This is a genomic window from Methylobacterium trifolii (assembly GCF_022179685.1).
Taxonomy (GTDB): Bacteria; Pseudomonadota; Alphaproteobacteria; order Rhizobiales; family Beijerinckiaceae; genus Methylobacterium; species Methylobacterium trifolii.
This window is the reverse complement of record NZ_BPRB01000275.1, coordinates 1-16,368: the sequence shown is the minus strand read 5'-3', so window position 1 is coordinate 16,368 and position 16,368 is coordinate 1. Positions and strand designations below refer to the sequence as shown.

19 protein-coding genes are annotated in these 16,368 nt (G+C 63.1%); 10 read left to right on the top strand and 9 right to left on the bottom strand.

Going from position 1 to position 16,368, the window contains the following annotated elements:
* Window positions 1–350 precede the first annotated feature (350 nt).
* The 3 genes from COGEMETH_RS21680 to COGEMETH_RS21670 all read left to right on the top strand — a co-directional run bounded on the left by COGEMETH_RS21680 (window position 351) and on the right by COGEMETH_RS21670 (window position 2,654).
* Window positions 351–821, top strand: a complete 471-nt coding sequence (locus tag COGEMETH_RS21680; RefSeq protein WP_238184740.1) for a hypothetical protein — start codon at window positions 351–353, stop codon at window positions 819–821.
* 305 nt (window positions 822–1,126) lie between these two features.
* Complete coding sequence (locus tag COGEMETH_RS21675) at window positions 1,127–1,771, top strand: class I SAM-dependent methyltransferase (protein WP_238184741.1); 645 nt, start codon at window positions 1,127–1,129, stop codon at window positions 1,769–1,771.
* Between the two features lie 112 nt (window positions 1,772–1,883).
* Window positions 1,884–2,654: a slipin family protein gene (locus tag COGEMETH_RS21670; RefSeq protein ID WP_238184739.1), complete on the top strand. Its 771-nt coding sequence runs from the start codon at window positions 1,884–1,886 to the stop codon at window positions 2,652–2,654.
* 74 nt (window positions 2,655–2,728) lie between these two features.
* On the opposite strand, the gene COGEMETH_RS21665 is transcribed toward COGEMETH_RS21670, so the two are convergent.
* The 4 genes from COGEMETH_RS21665 to COGEMETH_RS21650 all read right to left on the bottom strand — a co-directional run bounded on the left by COGEMETH_RS21665 (window position 2,729) and on the right by COGEMETH_RS21650 (window position 7,793).
* Window positions 2,729–3,871 carry an FAD-binding domain-containing protein gene (locus COGEMETH_RS21665; protein WP_238184738.1) on the bottom strand — a complete coding sequence of 381 codons (1,143 nt, stop codon included), beginning with the start codon at window positions 3,869–3,871 and terminating at the stop codon, window positions 2,729–2,731.
* 339 nt (window positions 3,872–4,210) lie between these two features.
* Window positions 4,211–5,440 (bottom strand): hypothetical protein, encoded by a 1,230-nt coding sequence (locus COGEMETH_RS21660; protein ID WP_238184737.1) that lies wholly within the window; start codon window positions 5,438–5,440, stop codon window positions 4,211–4,213.
* A 279-nt stretch (window positions 5,441–5,719) separates the two neighbouring features.
* Complete coding sequence (locus tag COGEMETH_RS21655; RefSeq protein WP_238184736.1) at window positions 5,720–6,613, bottom strand: dihydrodipicolinate synthase family protein; 894 nt, start codon at window positions 6,611–6,613, stop codon at window positions 5,720–5,722.
* Between the two features lie 130 nt (window positions 6,614–6,743).
* Window positions 6,744–7,793, bottom strand: a complete 1,050-nt coding sequence (locus COGEMETH_RS21650; protein ID WP_238184734.1) for a double zinc ribbon domain-containing protein — start codon at window positions 7,791–7,793, stop codon at window positions 6,744–6,746.
* A gap of 174 nt (window positions 7,794–7,967) precedes the next feature.
* On the opposite strand from COGEMETH_RS21650, the gene COGEMETH_RS21645 reads away from it, so the two are divergent.
* The 3 genes from COGEMETH_RS21645 to COGEMETH_RS21635 are packed head-to-tail and all read left to right on the top strand — an operon-like array spanning window position 7,968 to window position 9,560.
* Window positions 7,968–8,819 (top strand): hypothetical protein, encoded by an 852-nt coding sequence (locus COGEMETH_RS21645; RefSeq protein ID WP_238184733.1) that lies wholly within the window; start codon window positions 7,968–7,970, stop codon window positions 8,817–8,819.
* 5 nt (window positions 8,820–8,824) lie between these two features.
* Window positions 8,825–9,169 (top strand): DUF3768 domain-containing protein, encoded by a 345-nt coding sequence (locus COGEMETH_RS21640; protein WP_238184732.1) that lies wholly within the window; start codon window positions 8,825–8,827, stop codon window positions 9,167–9,169.
* A 1-nt stretch (window position 9,170) separates the two neighbouring features.
* On the top strand, window positions 9,171–9,560 hold the full coding sequence (locus COGEMETH_RS21635; RefSeq protein WP_238184731.1) for an XkdD/Y8K6 family phage-associated protein: 390 nt from the start codon (window positions 9,171–9,173) through the stop codon (window positions 9,558–9,560).
* Between the two features lie 53 nt (window positions 9,561–9,613).
* On the opposite strand, the gene COGEMETH_RS21630 is transcribed toward COGEMETH_RS21635, so the two are convergent.
* Window positions 9,614–9,889: a helix-turn-helix domain-containing protein gene (locus COGEMETH_RS21630; RefSeq protein WP_238184730.1), complete on the bottom strand. Its 276-nt coding sequence runs from the start codon at window positions 9,887–9,889 to the stop codon at window positions 9,614–9,616.
* Window positions 9,890–10,011: 122 nt separating this feature from the next.
* Here COGEMETH_RS21630 and COGEMETH_RS21625 point away from each other — a divergent pair, with 122 nt between their 5' ends.
* Together COGEMETH_RS21625 and COGEMETH_RS21620 are read left to right on the top strand one after the other, a co-directional pair.
* Entirely contained in the window at window positions 10,012–10,602 is a 591-nt protein-coding gene (locus COGEMETH_RS21625; protein WP_238184728.1) for a DUF805 domain-containing protein, read from the top strand.
* The gene (locus COGEMETH_RS21620) at window positions 10,599–11,075 is read left to right on the top strand and encodes a superinfection immunity protein (protein ID WP_238184727.1); all 477 of its coding nucleotides are present in this window, start codon (window positions 10,599–10,601) and stop codon (window positions 11,073–11,075) included. The genes COGEMETH_RS21625 and COGEMETH_RS21620 overlap by 4 nt, the downstream gene beginning before the upstream one ends.
* A 302-nt stretch (window positions 11,076–11,377) precedes the next feature.
* Here COGEMETH_RS21620 and COGEMETH_RS21615 read toward each other — a convergent pair whose 3' ends face one another.
* From COGEMETH_RS21615 to COGEMETH_RS21605, 3 genes are read right to left on the bottom strand one after another with little or no spacing between them, the layout of a single operon-like run.
* Entirely contained in the window at window positions 11,378–11,833 is a 456-nt protein-coding gene (locus COGEMETH_RS21615) for a carboxymuconolactone decarboxylase family protein (protein WP_238184725.1), read from the bottom strand.
* Window positions 11,834–11,850: 17 nt separating this feature from the next.
* Window positions 11,851–12,261, bottom strand: coding sequence for a cupin domain-containing protein (locus COGEMETH_RS21610; protein WP_238184724.1), 411 nt, complete (start codon window positions 12,259–12,261; stop codon window positions 11,851–11,853).
* A 4-nt stretch (window positions 12,262–12,265) separates the two neighbouring features.
* Window positions 12,266–13,183, bottom strand: a complete 918-nt coding sequence (locus COGEMETH_RS21605) for a catalase family peroxidase (protein WP_238184722.1) — start codon at window positions 13,181–13,183, stop codon at window positions 12,266–12,268.
* A gap of 227 nt (window positions 13,184–13,410) precedes the next feature.
* Between COGEMETH_RS21605 and COGEMETH_RS21600 the strand changes: the two genes are divergently transcribed.
* Window positions 13,411–14,301: a helix-turn-helix domain-containing protein gene (locus COGEMETH_RS21600; RefSeq protein WP_238184720.1), complete on the top strand. Its 891-nt coding sequence runs from the start codon at window positions 13,411–13,413 to the stop codon at window positions 14,299–14,301.
* A gap of 328 nt (window positions 14,302–14,629) precedes the next feature.
* Here COGEMETH_RS21600 and COGEMETH_RS21595 read toward each other — a convergent pair whose 3' ends face one another.
* On the bottom strand, window positions 14,630–15,175 hold the full coding sequence (locus COGEMETH_RS21595; RefSeq protein WP_238184718.1) for a recombinase family protein: 546 nt from the start codon (window positions 15,173–15,175) through the stop codon (window positions 14,630–14,632).
* Window positions 15,176–15,318: 143 nt separating this feature from the next.
* Here COGEMETH_RS21595 and COGEMETH_RS21590 point away from each other — a divergent pair, with 143 nt between their 5' ends.
* Window positions 15,319–16,005, top strand: coding sequence for an aspartate/glutamate racemase family protein (locus COGEMETH_RS21590; protein WP_238184716.1), 687 nt, complete (start codon window positions 15,319–15,321; stop codon window positions 16,003–16,005).
* Window positions 16,006–16,368 lie beyond the last annotated feature (363 nt).

Genomic DNA, 16,368 nt, shown 5'->3' with positions numbered 1-16,368 from the left:
CTAAGGCCCATTGAGGGGCGAAGCGCATTCCGCTGGCTCGCAGGCCGTGCACGCCTAGGAAACCGCCTTGTGGACGAGGATGAACGAGTGGATCCCATGCCCTGGGTCCGCTCCCGACCCTTCACAGACCCTAGGAAAGTCCGCTACGCGGCACCTTGGTGGAAAATGACCTCCGTCCGGGCCGGGTTCGTTCCTGGCTGTCTGCTTCCGGCAAGCGGCTGCATCAAAACAGGCATAGCAGCGAGGTCCGAGTCATTCTGGACGGCAAGATTCAGGGATAGGCTGTACCGGACGCTTTAGGTCAACAAGCCCATGTAGGCTTTCTTCTAATCGGATCGGATGTGAGCAGCATGATCAAGCGCTACAGTATCTTCGCCGACTACCATCAGTTCTACCTGTGGGATCACGGGGCAAGTCCGGATGCGCCAACGGGGTACACTGAAGAGGATACGGTCCGCCGCATCAAGACGGGGCCGTTCGTCGTCGTCGTTCAGCCCGAACGCAACATGGATGTGCCGGTCGACTTTGAGATTACGGACGCACCGCCGGACCTCGACCTTGACGCATGGGATCACGTCGCCGAGGCCAGCCTCGACCTACCGTCAGGCAGGCTTGAAATCCACGAATGCACCGGAGGATCGGTCGATGTCCTGGCGGTCTCGGCGGGCACGTACCGGGTTCGGACCTATCATGGCGGCCTGGGTACCTTAAGCGAAGACGGCCTCGATGGCGACGATCATTACCGGATCGTGCTGTGGCCTGCTCCCGTCGCTGACCTCGCCGTGCTGAAGCAGTACGTCGATCCACGCACTGTATCGTAAGCGACATCCGGAGCGACGAACGACCGCTTTCGGGTGTGACATCGGATGCCGTCAGCGACAAAACTCGGTCGGATGCTGAACGTCTGCTTCAGGACGAAAGGCTAAGGTCTCCTCCCCACCCTTCTGAGGCGTTCAGGTATGATGCCGAGCGTCAGATATCTACCACTGCCTCCGAGCAGGGCGCGACCATCGCCCCCAGGCCAAATCCGACGACCGCGACCGAGATACCGGGAATGCGCAGCTGATGAGACTTCCTCCGACGCGCGTATCGCGCCGGGCGGTGAGGCAGGCAAACACGGATGAACATGACGGCCCTTCCCGGATTGCCCCCTGAAGCCTTCGCCAAGCAGGATCGGACGCCGGACGCCCTGTTCTACGCCCATCCGCGCTTCGTCACCCATATCGACGACGCAGCCATCGAAGCCATCACCGACCTCTACCGCACGCACCTGCCGCCGGGCGGTCGCATCCTCGACCTCATGTCGAGTTGGGTCAGCCACCTGCCTGTGGAGGCCGCCTACGCGGCCGTGATCGGTCATGGCCTGAACGAGCGCGAGCTTGCCGCCAACCCGCGCCTGACGCAGCGTTTCGTACAGGACCTCAACGCCGATCCGATCCTGCCCCTCGAGACAGCCAGCATCGACGCCGCCCTCATCTGTGTCGGAGTGCAGTACCTGGAGGACCCGGTAGCCGTCCTGCGAGAAGTCGCGCGGGTGCTGGTGCCGAATGCCGCCGTCATCATCTCGTTTTCGAATCGGTGTTTTCCGACCAAGGCGGTGGCCATCTGGCGCGCTCTGGGCGGGGACGATCAAGCGCGGCTCATCGATCTCTATTTGCGGCACGCCAGGTTCTCGACCGTCGAAGCTTATGCCGTGGTGCCAGAGGGCGGCCTCAGCGACCCGCTCTGGGCGGTGATCGGCCGAACGGATCCACAAGTGAAGGGCGCGTAGTACGACCAGGGTGCCCACTTGCCTTGCGAAGCGACAGCTCGCTTGCCGCTCCGGCATCGAAGGTCCAGCGTGCCCTGATACGGCAGGCAACCGTGGTAGGCCGGGGCGTCTAATGGATTACGCGATAGTTGCTGCCTCAGCGGTCTTTTTGCTGGGGCTTGCCCTCAAAACGCTCGGCATCAATCAGGAGTACGAGAGGGCGGTCCTGTTCCGCCTGGGCCGTCTCGGGACTACGAAGGGACCGGGCTGGTATTGGCTGATCCCATTCATCGACCGCGTCGTGAAGGTCGATATCCGAACGATTACCGTTCAGCTTGAGACCCAGGAGACAATCACCCGAGACGGTGTCGCCGTCAAAGTGAACGCGGTGCTCTGGTATCGGGCAGTCGATCCCGCTCGGGTTGTCACGGCTGTCGAGTCGTGGCGCTTGGCGATCATCCAGGCGGCCGAAACCGGCATGCGCGACGCCATTGGTCAGAGTGACCTCGATCAGATGCTCAAGGACCGCATTGCGATCAACAAGCGCCTGCTTGAGCTACTCGCGACCGTCGCCGGGCGCTGGGGCATCGAAATCGACGCTGTCGAGATCAAGGACGTGGACATCCCCGAGCAGATGCAGCGCGCCTTCGCCCGCGAGGCCGAGGCCATCCGCGAAAAGCGGGCGCGCATCATCAAGGCCAAGGGCGAGAACGAGGCGGCTCAGAAGCTGGCCGAGGCAGCGACGATGATTGCGACTGCGCCGGGTGCACTGGAGCTACGGCGGCTGCAAACCCTGACCGAGATCGGCGTCGAGCATAACAGCACGATCATCGCGATGCTGCCCGTCGAGCTTCTACACGCGGCGGCGAAGATTGCTGGACTGCCGAAGGGAACTGCCGAGTGAGAGAATGATTTGAGGCTGCTTCTGGCAGGCTCGCTAAGCAGACAATGTCTCCTGCAGGCGTCACGTAGATAGCTTCAAGCCGTGTCCGAGCTCACTGACTGAAGCACCTTTGAGATAGCAGACCGGAGCTGAAAGAAGCCACGTGTGGCATTGGGCCATGCCACCTCGTCCCAAGGTCGCCGCACCCGCACGCATAGTGGTAGCGCGTCTGCGCTAGGGCCAACTGGAGCCCATGCCGACACCACCGGCAAGTCGCCAGCCCACTCCGGCGCAATGAGGTCGGCCGGACAGCCGAAGTGCTCGCCCGCCCGCGCCAGCGCATCCGCCATCGCCGCGTCGTCGGCTGCCCGCACCCGCCCATCTGCGCCCGGCACGTGGGCCACCAATCCACCGACGCGCTCCACGGTCGCGGATCCGAGCGGTAGGCTTTCGGGATGAAGGTCGTCGATGTGTAGAAGGAGCGCGACGGGACCATCCGGGGTGGGATCTGCCAAGGGCAGCGGCACGAGCCGCGCTTCCATATCTTCACTCAGCGGTCTAGCGCCCTCGTCGAGGCCGGCGGGGTCATAGCGGCCCTCCGTATACCGGCGGATGTTCCCGGCACGCGCGAGGTAGTGCTTGCCGCGCGTGTGCAGCCCCGCCACCCAGCGCCAGGACAACGTGTTCGAGGCCGGGTCGCCGTCGAGGAGGTGGCGCAGGAAGAACGCCGCGCCGAGCGCCCACGGCAGACGCAGGGTGAAGATCCAGATCGACGAAAACCACATGCGCGTATGGTTGTGCATCCACCCGTCCTCGACCAGCTCGCGAGCCCAGTTGTCGAAGCATTCGATCCCGGTTCGGCCTTCGACCGCCCGTTCGTAGGTGCTGCGCAGACCCGAATTGGCTGCCAGTCGTGCCTCGCCCTCGGCGACGAGGCGCAGGTAGTCTGCCCAGATTGTTGGGTGCGTTTCGAGGTAGCCCTTGAAGTAGGTCCTCCAGAACACCTCCGATACGAACTTCTCGGCCGCCATGCCGTGCGCTTCGTGGGCGGCGGCCACGACCTCCGCCTCAGTGATGAGTCGGCGGCGCAGATAGGGGGACAGCGCCGTGGTCGAGGTTTCGGCATCCGGTCCGGGATCAGCGTTGCGCTCAGCGGCGTAGGTGCGCCCGAGCCGGGGCGTCACGGTGCCGAGGCGGGCAAGCCCGGCGGCGCGCGTCAGAGTGAAGGTGCGATTCATGGTCCATGATTTAGCGCGCATGGCCGAAGCTGCCGCCGCCCGCGACGACGAGGCCGGTCAGATGCATCAAGTCCTCCACAGGAGGCTACCACCGCTACCGTGCTTGTCCGTGTCGAGTTGTGCCCGGCAGGCTCGGCCGAACTGATTCGGTCGTCGTGCTCTAACCTCGTGCTGGTAGCGACAGATGTGGGTTAGGCGGACGTACACCTCATATCTATCGGTGTGGTCGCCAAACCGAAGGCGTAATCGGTCACGCCGATAGTGTCCCTGGCGTCGGCACGGAACATGTTCAGTGAGGTAGTGTGCGCAAGCGCGCCGGACAAGATCGCCAAAGTAGTGCTAAAACCGGCCGCCAAAAGACTCGTTGATCAAGACACGCAATCGATAGGGGAAATTGCCAGGAGGATTATGACGTTCGTGTTGAAGTACCCAAAAAGCTACCTGACCGGCTGTTCCATGCCCCTTGCTGTCGAAAGTGATGTCGGATGTGTCCACACCAAAATGATCGATCAATTCAAAAATCAATGTACCTTCGAATGATCTGTTGGTTCTGTCGAGCTTGAAATCGCGAAGAAAGACTTGTCCCCCTTGAAAAGATCCTACCAGAGATAGCATACGCGCTTGTTCGCCAGCGAAATTCGAATTGCCGGGCGAAAGCAGGCTGGTTATTGCATCAATCCCCACTGCCAAAAGTTGACTGACGCCATGTGGACTCCAGGACGGCCTTGGTGCGGCAACACGATTTACAATATCTCGCGGCAAAACCGACCCCGGCAATTGAGCTCGCAGTGCAATATTGGCCGCAAGATCAGCCTTATATGCAATGGACGTTGCTCTCCATAGGGCGGTTCGTGAGATCATATTTGAGAAATCAGAACCGTTTTGGTGAACAATAGCGTTGTTTCCGCGCGGTGGATGCGCGTTTAGAAAAAAGGCATTTGCAAGCATTGGTCCAAACTTGGCATCTCCTGTTCGTAGCTCGCCCAACATTATGTTCTGCAACTGCTGAGTCGATTTTCGACTCATATCGACGATGAGTGTGAGTTCCTTGCCGCTAAGCTGAGAATTATTTGCTGAGCCGAATTGGAGATCGTCTTTATCAAGCTCATCTAATGTCGATGAAATTCGGATTTGCGCTACTTCAATCACAACATCCGGTGAGGGTCCCGGCGGGCTGGGGCTATTAATAAGATCGTTGTCCATCTGTGTGATGGTCATACGACCAATAATATCATCTAATTGCTGGCCCTGGCGCTGTACGGCGTTGAAGGCTTTATACTTGCGTACCGTCAATTGCGTACCTGATCCATAGGTTCCCGCTACTATCTCTGATTCAGGAACCTTCGGTATATCAAGCTCAGGAGTTTTTAGCTTAATCTTGTCGATTATTTTGTTCAAAGCCCTTTGAAGCACGCGGACGTGCTCTCCATCTGACCCGCCCTTCAATTTTGGCCGAATATTTTGTGCATCACTGCTAAGACATTGCGATAGTCGCGCTTTGACGGCTTCAGCGGGGTCCTGAGACAGTTCGCGTGAAGCGAGGCGAGCCTTGATCTGAGGTCCAGACATAGCGCAGCCTTTTCAATATCCTCCTTCATAGGTTCGCAGATATAAAATGTCAAAGACGACCTATGTCGGACCTTCAGATTTGATAGCCTACGATCTCTGATTCATAAATCGAACATCCGTTATGTACGGTAATGTCCATGCCGAAGAACACTCCAAAGCGCTGGCCATGTTCGAGGCTCTACCGCTCGCCTCGTTTTGACAACCTGACGCACGGTTCTCAGCCGATGCGTACCAGACGTATTGTTTACACAGGATCTGGTACTGTTGCCGACCCTCGACTTAGATTAGTTTAATCTCTTCTAGGGCATCGACCACTTGCTGCCGAGCACCGACGGTGAGAGGTAATATCGGACGGGGCGGCTCAGCACTGCAAATGCCCATCACGTCAGCGCATGCGTAGACAACTCGCAAACTCGAAAACTTACGAAACAAGGTCCATAGAGGTTCCAGATGCGCGTTCAGCCGCCGCGCCTCATCGAAGTGTCCGTTCTCTACTGCGCGTACGATGGACATGCCAATCTGCGGAAAAATGCCTCCGATCACCGAATACCAGCAATGGCCGCCCGCGATCATCGGCTCAATCGAGAGCCAATCAACGCTGTAGCCCAGAGAGAACCCATCCGGCACGACAAGGCGTAGCTCGGCCAGATGCGAAGATGCAGCTTGCGCTTCTGGGGAGGGGCTTTTGATCGCGATGACGCCGGGAATTTGGCTTAGGCGACCGACGAGCGCGAGACTGAATCGGAAGTGCGTTGTCCCCGGATTATCATAGATGCAGAGCGGTAGGCCACTCTCGCGCGCTACCGTGACGAAGTGCTCATACACCTCGTCATCGGTCAGTGGAGTGTAAGACACGGGCGCGAGCAGACCAGCGGCGGCACCGGCTGCCTGGGCGTCCTGCGCAAGGCGCACAGCCTCATCAGTTCGCAGTGCGCCGACCCCAACGACGATTGGCAAGGCTCCCGCTTCCTCCAAGCCCGCGTCCAGAGCGCGGCGGCGTTCTGCGCGCGAGAGAAAGGGATACGTGCCCGTGCTTCCGAGAAGGCCAATCGAGTTGACGCCTGCCATGCAAAGAGGGGCGAGGAGCCTGCGTAGGGCAGGCACATTCACTCGACCCTCCGCATTGGCAGGCGTGATGGGGAAGGCGGATAGCCCGCTTAGGAATATGGACATCTTCTTGTTTAACGCCTCTTGGCGTCATCTTGAAACCGGAGAAACATAAGAGTGGCAGCGTCGGACTGTAGCTCAACACTGGCTCGAAAGCGGCGTCAGTAGCAGGGTGCCAAGCGTCAGATTTCCTCCATTAGCTTGCGGCGGCCGCCGGTCCGACCTTGCCGCAAGCGTAGCAAAAACGCTCGAAGGTGCTCTTCCGGTGGTCGCAGGCCGGGCATCGCTCGAAGACGCCGATACCGCAGTGCGGGCAAAAGTTCGCCGCCGGATTTACAAGGTCGATGGGACGTTCGCAGCCTGGACAGACCTTCTTACTTAGCCGCTGGAGCGCCTGATCTGTTGCGATCTCGGTCCGCCGCTCCTCATTGGGTCGGAGCTCGGCCGCCTTCTGGCGCTCGTTGTAGGTATGGAGCGCGTTGATGGCTGTGCGGCCGAAGATCAGCGTGGCCACCGCGCCTACGCCATACTGCACGTACCCACCGTAGCTCGGCAGGTAGGGGACCAACTCGACGAAGAAGGCGAAGGCTGCCGCCAGCGCGAAGCCCCAGACGAATGGCCAGTTGCGTGTGCGCCGCCGCTTCAGCAGAAGCCATCCCGCGAGCGCTAGGAGCGGCAGGGTCAGAGCAAGGCGATACCCGAACACCCGCAGTTCCTGACCGCGGTCAGCAGCGTCAAGCTTCTCCTGTGCCACCGCTCGCAGATCGGCATCGATGCTCGCCTGCGCCGCTTCGCGTTCGGAGAGCTCGAGCCCCACCTTCGCCAGCGCCTCCAGCCGCTCCTCGACCGTGCGTTCGGCGGCCTTCAAAGCATCAAGGCGTTCGGTGCGGGCGACCAGACCCGGATCCTGATCGACGCGCTGCGTGGCATCGCGGGTCTTAAGCCAGTTCGCGAAGGTCTCGCGCGCCGCCTCGGAAGCCGAACGAGCCGCATCGAGGGCGAGCTGCGATTGTTCAGCCTGCCGCCGGTTGTCGTCCTGCTCGCGGCGGATCTGCTTAAGGGCGTCGGTCGCAACGCCTGACCGGGTACCGTCGAGGAACTGCTCCAGCGTGTAGCGATGCTCGACCTGTGGCAGGTCGCCGACGACGAGGGATCCGAGGCCGATGAGGAAGCCGGCGAAGGCCAGCGCCACGAGCCAGAGGACGAGGTTGAACCAGCGTTCGGACAGTCTGGACCCGGATCGCAAAAGCTTGCCTCCCCATCGATGAGCCGGTGGCGCTCATCGGAGTCCTGACGACTACCCCGAACCGAGAGCAAACACTGTCGCAAAAACGGTCTAGCTTGAATTAAGAATAAAATCCTGATATACTCGTTGGGCCGCGCCCTGCGGCACTCACACCGCGAGGTGCCCGATGAGCCCATGCTGCTGCCGACCGCGACCGCCGTCGCCGATGCCGCGCCCCGGCTCTCGACCGGGTGGCACGCACCTCTCCCACCAAAAGGCGGCCCGTTCGGGCCGCCTTCGTCGTTTCAGGAGCCAGATATGATGCAAACAGCCATCGTGCTGCCCGCGCCCGGTGCGGTGCCGGCCCCCATCGCACCACCCCCGATTGCGCGGTCCAAGGTCACCGCGCCGAAGGCTGTCGCCGACAAGGAGCCGGCAGCGTCCACCAGCCCCAACCCGATCATCCTGTTCGGTCTTGATCAGCGCGGACGGGCTCACGCCGCCTGCTTCGTGGGAGGAGACACCTTGGCGCTCGAACGCGCCGCCGACGCGATGGACCTCTTTTTTGTCGTCGCTGAGACTGACGCCCTGCGTGACCTCGCGGCGAAACTTGCGGTCGGTCGCCTTTTCCCGGCCTCGGGCAAGGCTTTCGTGCCCTTCACCTCGGCCCCGCTCTACGACCGGCTACTCGCTGCGGCAGGTATCACCGATGCCCCACGCCCCTTAAAAGCCGCTGGCAAGTTCGCTGAAGCCGGAGGCGGGGCTGGGGCCAAGCCCGGTGGCGCATCAGGCGGATCAGGCGCTGGCGACCCACCGGCAACACGGGCAGGCGCGAAGGCCCCGGCCGACCATTCGCAGATCGGTATCGGCAGCCTCGTCCTCGCGCAGGGTGACGATGAGGAGGACGAAGGCTACTACGCGGCCAAGGTGATCGCGACGAAGGCCGACGATGCCTTTGTCCTCACATGGGCCGAATACCCCGACCTGCCGGAGTTCGGCCGCTCGCGCCGGGCGCTAGCGCTGCTCCACCCCGAGGCGGCGGAGTAGCGGCGATGGCGGGCATCGCCACCCTCTTCGACCCGGCGCGGGTTCGCGCCCTCAACGATGCCTTCCGCCGGAGCCTCACCGGCGGGCAGGTGGTCGTGACCGCCGGGGTGGCGGCCTTGCCCGAGACTACCCGCGCCGCCGTGCTGGCGGCGGTGCGGTCCTTCGATGCCTTCACCCCGGACAACGATCCCCTCGGCGAGCATGACTTCGGCGAGGTCGAGGCCGACGGCGCGCGGGTGTTCTGGAAGATCGACGCCTACGACCGTGACCTGCGCGAGCACTCGCCCGATTCGGCCGACCTCGCCGTCACGACCAAGGTCCTCACCATCATGCTGGCCGAGGAGTATTGAGGTGGCCCGGCCCACCATCCCGGCGAGCCGGGTGCCGACGCCCGGCCCCTGGCTCGTGCGCGGCGAGGCCGAGCCGGGCGCATTGCCGGAGACCGCCGCGCTCGGCGTCGAGCCCGCGACCACCGACCGACCGGGCGGCTGGCCCTACCTCATACGGCAGGACCGGATCTTCGCCCCCGGCGATGGCCTCCTACACCTCGCCACCGGCATCCAGCGGCTGGCCGACGCCCGGCTGATGGCCGCCGCCCCGGAACTCGCTGCGGCGCTGCTGCGGCTACTCACCAGCCCCGCCCTAACACGGCACGACCTCGATCTCGGCACTCGTGAGGCCCAGGACGCAGCGTGGCAGCTGCTCGTGCGGGTCACGCCGCACCTCGAGATCGGATCGTGACGACGCCCGCGTCGGCCCCGATTGCTGTCCCGCCTGTCGGTTCGCCGCCACTCTCAGCGGGCGGTGTCGGCCTTGCGCCGCCGTCCGGCCGGCATTGGCGCTGGCCGCGCCGCCCCCTCGGGCGGGACGGTGAGGAGGTCAGCAATTGGTACGGCGAGCGCGATGGCTATCGCCTCCAGGGTGGTGATGGTGACGTTCTCCGAACCCCGCTCGACCCGGCCGACATAGGCGCGGTCGATGCCAGCCGCGAGCGCCAGCCGCTCTTGCGACAGCCCTTGCGCGACGCGCAGGCGACGCAGGTTCCAGCCGATGATCGCGCGCGCGTCCATGCCTGCACAGGGCCAGATCAGCGGCTTGACAATCGACGGACCAACAGTCCCTTAATTTGCAACCTGAGCGCTGTGGATCATCCCCACGCCGATCCTCATCGTCCCCCGGAGATCAGATCGTCATGAGCGGCTACCGCGACGCGATGCGCAGCTATGCCACCTTCAAGGGTCGGACCTCGCACCGCGACTTCCTCCAGGCGCAGTGGGTGTTCATGCCCCTCGTTGTCCTATCGTTCGGCGTATTCGGGCTGCCGTTCCTCGGGGACGGGACAGCTATGGGCAGCCGCTCAGTCTGGCCGATCCTGTTCTTCCTCCTCGTCATCCTGCCACACGTGGTGCCGTGGGCCGCGCTGATGGTGCGCCGCCTGCACGACATGGATCATTCCGGTGCATGGGCGTTGCTGGCGTTGATACCGCTCGGCTTTATCGTGCCTTTCCCCCTGGCCGGGCTGGTGATCTGGGGCACGCGGCCGGGTACGCCGTGGCCAAATCGTTTTGGGCTTGCTCCGCTTGGGCGTGAGCCAGAGGCCGCCGCGCCGGTCGCCGAGCCTGTTCTCGGATCGCCTGTGCCGCCGACATCCACCGTTCCTGCCCAACGCGACGTGATCGCGGAGATCGAGCGGCTGGCGCAGCTTCGAGCGAGCGGTGCACTATCGGAGACCGAGTTCGAGGTGATGAAGGCGCAGGCCCTCGGACAGGCGAGCCGGGCGTGAGCACGGGCGAGACCGAGGCACTGCTGACCGTCATCTATCTCGGCATGATCCCGGTCGCGTTCCTGATCTACGCGATCCCCTCGATCATCGCTTTCCGCCGCCGCCACCCGAACCGGTTCGCGATCCTCGTGATCAACATCGCCTTCGGCGGCACGGGGATCGGCTGGCTCGGCGCGCTGGTCTGGGCGCTGGGAGCCGTTCACATCCCGAACGAGGCCGGCGGCTCATACGGGGGCGAGTCAGGGCTCAACCTTTTCGTCAACGACCCCAAAGCAGTGCGGTTCGTCGGGCCACCGCTCGCGACCGGAGCCGGGGGCGGCACGCCGGCATCCGCAGCGCTCACGACCTTGGCAGCCGTGGGCGAGATCGAGCGGCTGAGCGCCTTGCGGGCGAGCGGTGTCCTGTCGGAGCCCGAGTTCATCGACCTGAAGGCGGACGTCCTGCGACGGGTGCGGGTGAGGGCATCGGCATGAGATGAGACGATACGCTGCACGGCCCGCACGGGCTGCACAGGCTCCTGACGGGCACGGCCGCTACGATCATCCTCACTGCGGCCGTCTTGACCGGCGCTGGGGCCGTTGAACCGCCGACCATCCCGACCGCTGCCGCCGGAGTCGCCGCGCCGCGCTGCACAGTCGGGCAACCGTGCACCTTCGCCGCGCCTGTTTTCGCCTGCGACTACGCCGGGGCCGAGTAGATCGCGGCGGCCGGCCCGTCGAGGAGCAGCGAGATGGGTGTCGACCTATGACGCTCGGGTGACGATGGGGGCGAAACCCTACTTCTCAGGAGGCGCAGCGGGGCCGCGCCGGAAGCCGATCGCGATGCGGTTGTAAGTATTAATTAGACCAATGGCGATGGTCAGGTCGGCCATTTCCTTTTCGTCGAACTGTGTACTCGCGGCCTGGAAGGCGTCGTCGGGTACATGGCTCTTCGCGACCTCGGTGACGGCCTCGGTCCATGCCAGGGCGGCCTGCTCCCGAGGAGTAAACCATGGGCTCGCTTCTCTCCAGGACGACAGCAACAGCAGCTTCTGGGCCGGAGCGCCCGCCTTAAGCAGGTCCTTGGCATGCGTGTCGATGCAGTAGGTGCAGCCGTTGATCTGGGACGCGCGGAGATAGACGAGGTCAACCAAGGCTTTGTTGAGCCCGCACTTGGCAACATAAGCGTAAACCCCGCCGAGCGCCTTGAGGCCGTCTGGCGACTGGGACTCGTAATCGAGACGCTGGCTCATGGAGAACTCCAATTCGTTCAGGGCTCGCTGGGCGAGTCATCAACTTTCAGGGCGTCCCCCTTGGGGGCAATGAAGACGACGAGCAGCTTTGCGACATCCCTGGCGCTGGCATTCTCAGTGAGGACGTGATGATCGCCGGGCTTTTCGGTCCAGCTTTCGCCGGTCCTGAATGTGCGTACTGGTTCGCCTTCGATCTGACTGTGCACGGAACCGGCAAGTACGTAGACGAACAGGAAGGCTTTGCCATGACGGTGCGGAACTGCTTTCGCGCCGGGTGGGAAGCTGACCTCAGCCGCTGTAAGGCCGTATCCTGGTACGTCTGGGAGTGCCTCCCGGACCAGGGGTCGCAGAGTTTCAGCCGGTGCAGGCGACGCAAGCACGCCCCGTGCTGCGATCCCGGCCCCAACGATCGTTGCGACTAAGACCATCCGCCTACTGCCGTTCACCGAAAGACACCGGATAGGCGGCGTTGCGGACCGCGAGCATCGGATCGGCTATGTCGATCCCGGGCGGGACATTGCCCGGCATGAAAAGAAGCGCACGGTCGCGCTCGGACGTGTTTTCGACCGCACGGTCGATGGTGATAATGCCCAGCGTGATGAGCCGCCTGTTGTCCGGCCACGCCGTCGACGGATCGTCCGCCCTGTCTGCGGGCTCCGCGATCTGTGCCTGCCACGTGAAGGCGACGGTATGCCCCGCCACCCTCGGGCCGATCTCGTCGCCCAGGTAGGTGGCCGAGCGGGTCTTGAGCGCATCCGGATCGAGGTAGTGCTCTCCAGCGGCCGGCACGAAGCGGTAGCGGACGGTCAGGGGCCGCCCGGCTGCGTCCGTGAAGGTGAATGCATTCACCCCGAAGTAGGCCGTGGTGGCGAAGCTTTCCGGCGGCGGCTTCTGGGTGGTGAAGAAGACCTGCGCCCGTGGATGGTCGGCGAAGAACCGGTCGAGCGCTGTCGGCTTGGCGGCACCGGGACCACTCATCGGAAGCGCCTGCAAGAGCGTGCTGAACTCGGCGGCCGTGGCCACCGGGAAGCCGTTGAAGCTGTGCGCAACGATATCGTAGGTGGCCTCACCCGGCAGGTCGAACTTGATGGCCAGACCGCGCGGATTGGCATCGCCGCTCGTGTCCGGGATATCGGGAAGTCCGGTGAAATCGGAGAAACGAACAGTGACGTGCCGTTTGCCGGTGAACACCTCGGCCTTCGACACGGCCTGGGCCTCGCGGCTGGGCTCGAACTGGCCTTCGAATATAACGCCTTTGGCGTGAACGGCGCGGGCGTGGTGTTCTCCGAACGCACCGTGAAAATCTTTGACCAGTTGCGCCGGAAGATCCGGTCCGTCCGTCCCGGCCATGGCTGATCCTCCTAAGAGAGTGCCGGCGGCCTGCATGCTCGTCAGAATGGCCACCGCCATCCACCCCAGGGGTGCGGGCATTGTAGGCTCCTCGCCGGAAGTGAAGACGAAGCTAGGTTCCCACGCGAGCCGCTGGCCGTCCGTTCCCAGATTGCTGTTTTCGCGTCGATGCTATCTCGTTCCCGTGATAGGGTGTCCATGCGCCTTGCCCCCCGGGAGGCCGCTCCATGGATCTGGAAGCTGACGGTCTCCGCAAATACGGTGGGCTGGACGTCATCACCACGTCCCGGCGACTGGCCTGGACTGGGCTGGTTGCGGACCTGCGCCGGCACGAGGCGGCCGAGTTGCCGCCCTTCGAACCCAAGGACCTTGAAATCTGCATTGCCGTGGCGTGCCACGGCGACTGTGTTGTGACACGGCGCGGCCAGGGCGTCTGGCAGCGCACCCGTGTCGAACCTGGGATCGCCTGGCTCTGCCCAAGTGGGGTGCAGGAGGAAGATATCCGGATCTCGCAGTGGCACGACATCCTCCACCTCTATCTGCCTGCAGACTGCTTCGCGCGCCATGGCGACGAGAATGGCGGATCGCTGGTCGCAAAGGGCTCCGTGCGCTATCTCGCCGGTCTCAGAGACGATCAGATTCGGCAGGTCGGCTGGGCGCTTCTTGCAGAGATGCGGGAGCCGACCTCGGCTGCGCAGGTTCTGGTCCAGAGCCTAGGTCACCGGCTGACGGCACGGATCGCCGAGCGCTATGCTGCGGGATTTGGCTCTTCGGGCCAAGCGCGGCAGCACCAGCTCGACGAACGGCGATTGCGCCGCGTGTTGGAATACATGGCTCAGCATGTCGGGGACGACATCAGCCTGGATGACCTGGCAGCAGTGGCCTGCCTGAGCCCGTTCCATTTCCTTCGCATGTTCACACGACGCATGGGAGCGCCGCCGCATCGATACCTCGCCGGCATGAGGCATGAACGGGCGAAGTCACTCCTGGCACTCGGGCACCTCGGTGTCGCAGAAATCGCGCTTGCTTGTTGCTTTTCGTCCCAGTCCAACTTTTCGCGGGCTTTCCGTCGAGCGACCGGGACGAGTCCGCTCGCGTATCGCCGACAATCCACATAGGAGATGGCCTGGGCCATACCGCGTTCGCGTATGACACCTGCAATCCGATAGGCGGGCCGATAACGCTCACGCTGTCGTTGGACGAGTTCTCCATGCGGCATCAGGAGTAGCAGTCCCTCTCGACAAACCGGCCGTCACTCCGTACCGCGACCGACACGCGACGCCCCTGCCGCGAGAGCGGCTGAGTTCGATAACGCAAAGCTACCTGGCTCGGTTTTCGGAGTGAGCGTCCGCTTTTCAATTTTGCCAACGAAACCGGGCCGGTAAAAACCCACCCCAAGCAGCCGTTCGGTAGCGGCGATTAGGACGCAGGGTGAGCCGCTATTGATCACATCTCCTGCAACACCCGGTAGACCTGCATCCGTGAGCACCCGACCACTCTGGCAATGGCGGCCGGTCCGCTGCCCTCGGCGTGCAGCGCCCTGATCCACTCATGGTCCAGTCGGCGTTTGCCGCCAACGTAGATGCCAGCTGCCTTAGCCCGCTCGATACCCTCACGTTGACGCTCACGGATAAAGCGCCGCTCCATCTGCGCGACCATGCCGAGCACCGTCAGCATGACGTGGCCCATCGAGCCCTGCGTCGAGACGTGTGGGTCGAGCACGGTGACAAACGCCCCTCGCTGCTCGACCTCGTGGATGATGTTCAGCACGTCGCGGGTGTCGCGCCCGAGCCGGTCGAGCCGGGCGACCACAAGCTCGTCGCCAGCCCGGAGGAACTCGATGACGGTCGCCAGTTCGGCGCGGCCCTCGCGTGAGCCGCCCGACAACTTTTCCGAGCGGATGAGGGTACAGCCCTCGGCAGTGAGGCGGGCAACCTGCCCGTCAAGATCCTGGTCAAGGGTTGAAACGCGGGCGTATCCGATGCGGGCCATGGGGTGTCACCTCAGGGTGCTAGGCCCACCCGACACACCACACCCGCAATAGTCGCTGTCAACGGAGCGCCGCGAGTGCGCCCACCAAGGCGGGGCCGATGTGATACCTCCCGACGCGACACCGTGCGCTGAAAGGCTGTGCCATGGCCCGAATCACTTGCCTTCATACGGCTCAGAGCAACGTTGCGGTCTTCGATGTCGCCCTTGCGGCAGCCGCCTTAACCGGGGTGACGCTGCACCACGAGGTGCGCGCCGACCTGCTCGCCGCAGCAGAGCGCGAGGGTGGGCTAACGAAGCAGATCGCGCAGCGGACCGCCGAGGCGCTGCGATGCTTGTGCGACGGGGCCGACGTCGTTCTCCTGACGTGCTCGACCTTGGGGCCAGTTGCCGAAATCGCCGCCGACGATGCGTCGATCCCGATCATACGGGTCGATGCGGCCTTGGCGGCCGAGGCCGTCAAGGATGGAGGTAGCGTCATGGTCCTTTGTGCCGTCAAGACGACGGTGGAGCCGACGAGGCGGCTGTTCGAAGCGGCGGCACAGGCGACCGGGGCAGAGGTGTCAGTGTGTCTGGTTCCTGGTGCATGGGCAGCGTTCAAGGCTGGCGACCGGGATCGCTATTTGGCCATGGTCGCCCGAGCCTCCGACGACGCCATGCGAGGCGGGGCGACACGGGTCGCACTGGCGCAAGCTTCGATGGCGGAGGCCAGCAACCTGTTACCTGCTGCCCAACGGCCCCTCACCAGCCCGACCGTTTGCCTCAAGGCAGCCGCCACAGCCGCCGCCACCGTAACATCAGCCCTTAGGCCCGACGCGCCGAGCGTCACATAAGGTCGAAACGACACTGATGTTACAAGGACGAGCGCCCGGGCGGTTACGTCACGCGGGGGTATACCCTGACGAAATTTATTGAGTTCCTGTCGTTGTCGTGAAAAACACTGCCGCTTGGAATTAGTGGGGCGCTGGAAAGCTTAAGGCGACGTGTACACAACATTCTCACTTAGCAGTAGCTTCATCTTTCAATATAAATTCGTTGTATATGATTTTGATTTATTGCATTTACCTAGGAGAATCTCTGAGTTCAAGCCACTTTCAACAGGCTTAATCACTCGAACGTGGACGTTTTTGTGTAGGGCAAGCCTATAATGTGCCCTACATCAAACCTATCAATGAATTTATCCCGTCGGCTTGACC

What these genes read in the sequence shown, in the direction of transcription:
- COGEMETH_RS21680 (WP_238184740.1), top strand. Translation starts at nt 351, where the DNA reads ATGATCAAGCGCTACAGTATCTTCGCCGACTACCATCAGTTCTACCTG.
- COGEMETH_RS21675 (WP_238184741.1), top strand. Translation starts at nt 1,127, where the DNA reads ATGACGGCCCTTCCCGGATTGCCCCCTGAAGCCTTCGCCAAGCAGGAT.
- COGEMETH_RS21670 (WP_238184739.1), top strand. Translation starts at nt 1,884, where the DNA reads ATGGATTACGCGATAGTTGCTGCCTCAGCGGTCTTTTTGCTGGGGCTT.
- COGEMETH_RS21665 (WP_238184738.1), bottom strand. Translation starts at nt 3,871, where the DNA reads ATGAATCGCACCTTCACTCTGACGCGCGCCGCCGGGCTTGCCCGCCTC.
- COGEMETH_RS21660 (WP_238184737.1), bottom strand. Translation starts at nt 5,440, where the DNA reads ATGTCTGGACCTCAGATCAAGGCTCGCCTCGCTTCACGCGAACTGTCT.
- COGEMETH_RS21655 (WP_238184736.1), bottom strand. Translation starts at nt 6,613, where the DNA reads ATGTCCATATTCCTAAGCGGGCTATCCGCCTTCCCCATCACGCCTGCC.
- COGEMETH_RS21645 (WP_238184733.1), top strand. Translation starts at nt 7,968, where the DNA reads ATGCTGCTGCCGACCGCGACCGCCGTCGCCGATGCCGCGCCCCGGCTC.
- COGEMETH_RS21640 (WP_238184732.1), top strand. Translation starts at nt 8,825, where the DNA reads ATGGCGGGCATCGCCACCCTCTTCGACCCGGCGCGGGTTCGCGCCCTC.
- COGEMETH_RS21630 (WP_238184730.1), bottom strand. Translation starts at nt 9,889, where the DNA reads ATGGACGCGCGCGCGATCATCGGCTGGAACCTGCGTCGCCTGCGCGTC.
- COGEMETH_RS21625 (WP_238184728.1), top strand. Translation starts at nt 10,012, where the DNA reads ATGAGCGGCTACCGCGACGCGATGCGCAGCTATGCCACCTTCAAGGGT.
- COGEMETH_RS21615 (WP_238184725.1), bottom strand. Translation starts at nt 11,833, where the DNA reads ATGAGCCAGCGTCTCGATTACGAGTCCCAGTCGCCAGACGGCCTCAAG.
- COGEMETH_RS21610 (WP_238184724.1), bottom strand. Translation starts at nt 12,261, where the DNA reads ATGGTCTTAGTCGCAACGATCGTTGGGGCCGGGATCGCAGCACGGGGC.
- COGEMETH_RS21605 (WP_238184722.1), bottom strand. Translation starts at nt 13,183, where the DNA reads ATGGCCGGGACGGACGGACCGGATCTTCCGGCGCAACTGGTCAAAGAT.
- COGEMETH_RS21600 (WP_238184720.1), top strand. Translation starts at nt 13,411, where the DNA reads ATGGATCTGGAAGCTGACGGTCTCCGCAAATACGGTGGGCTGGACGTC.
- COGEMETH_RS21595 (WP_238184718.1), bottom strand. Translation starts at nt 15,175, where the DNA reads ATGGCCCGCATCGGATACGCCCGCGTTTCAACCCTTGACCAGGATCTT.
- COGEMETH_RS21590 (WP_238184716.1), top strand. Translation starts at nt 15,319, where the DNA reads ATGGCCCGAATCACTTGCCTTCATACGGCTCAGAGCAACGTTGCGGTC.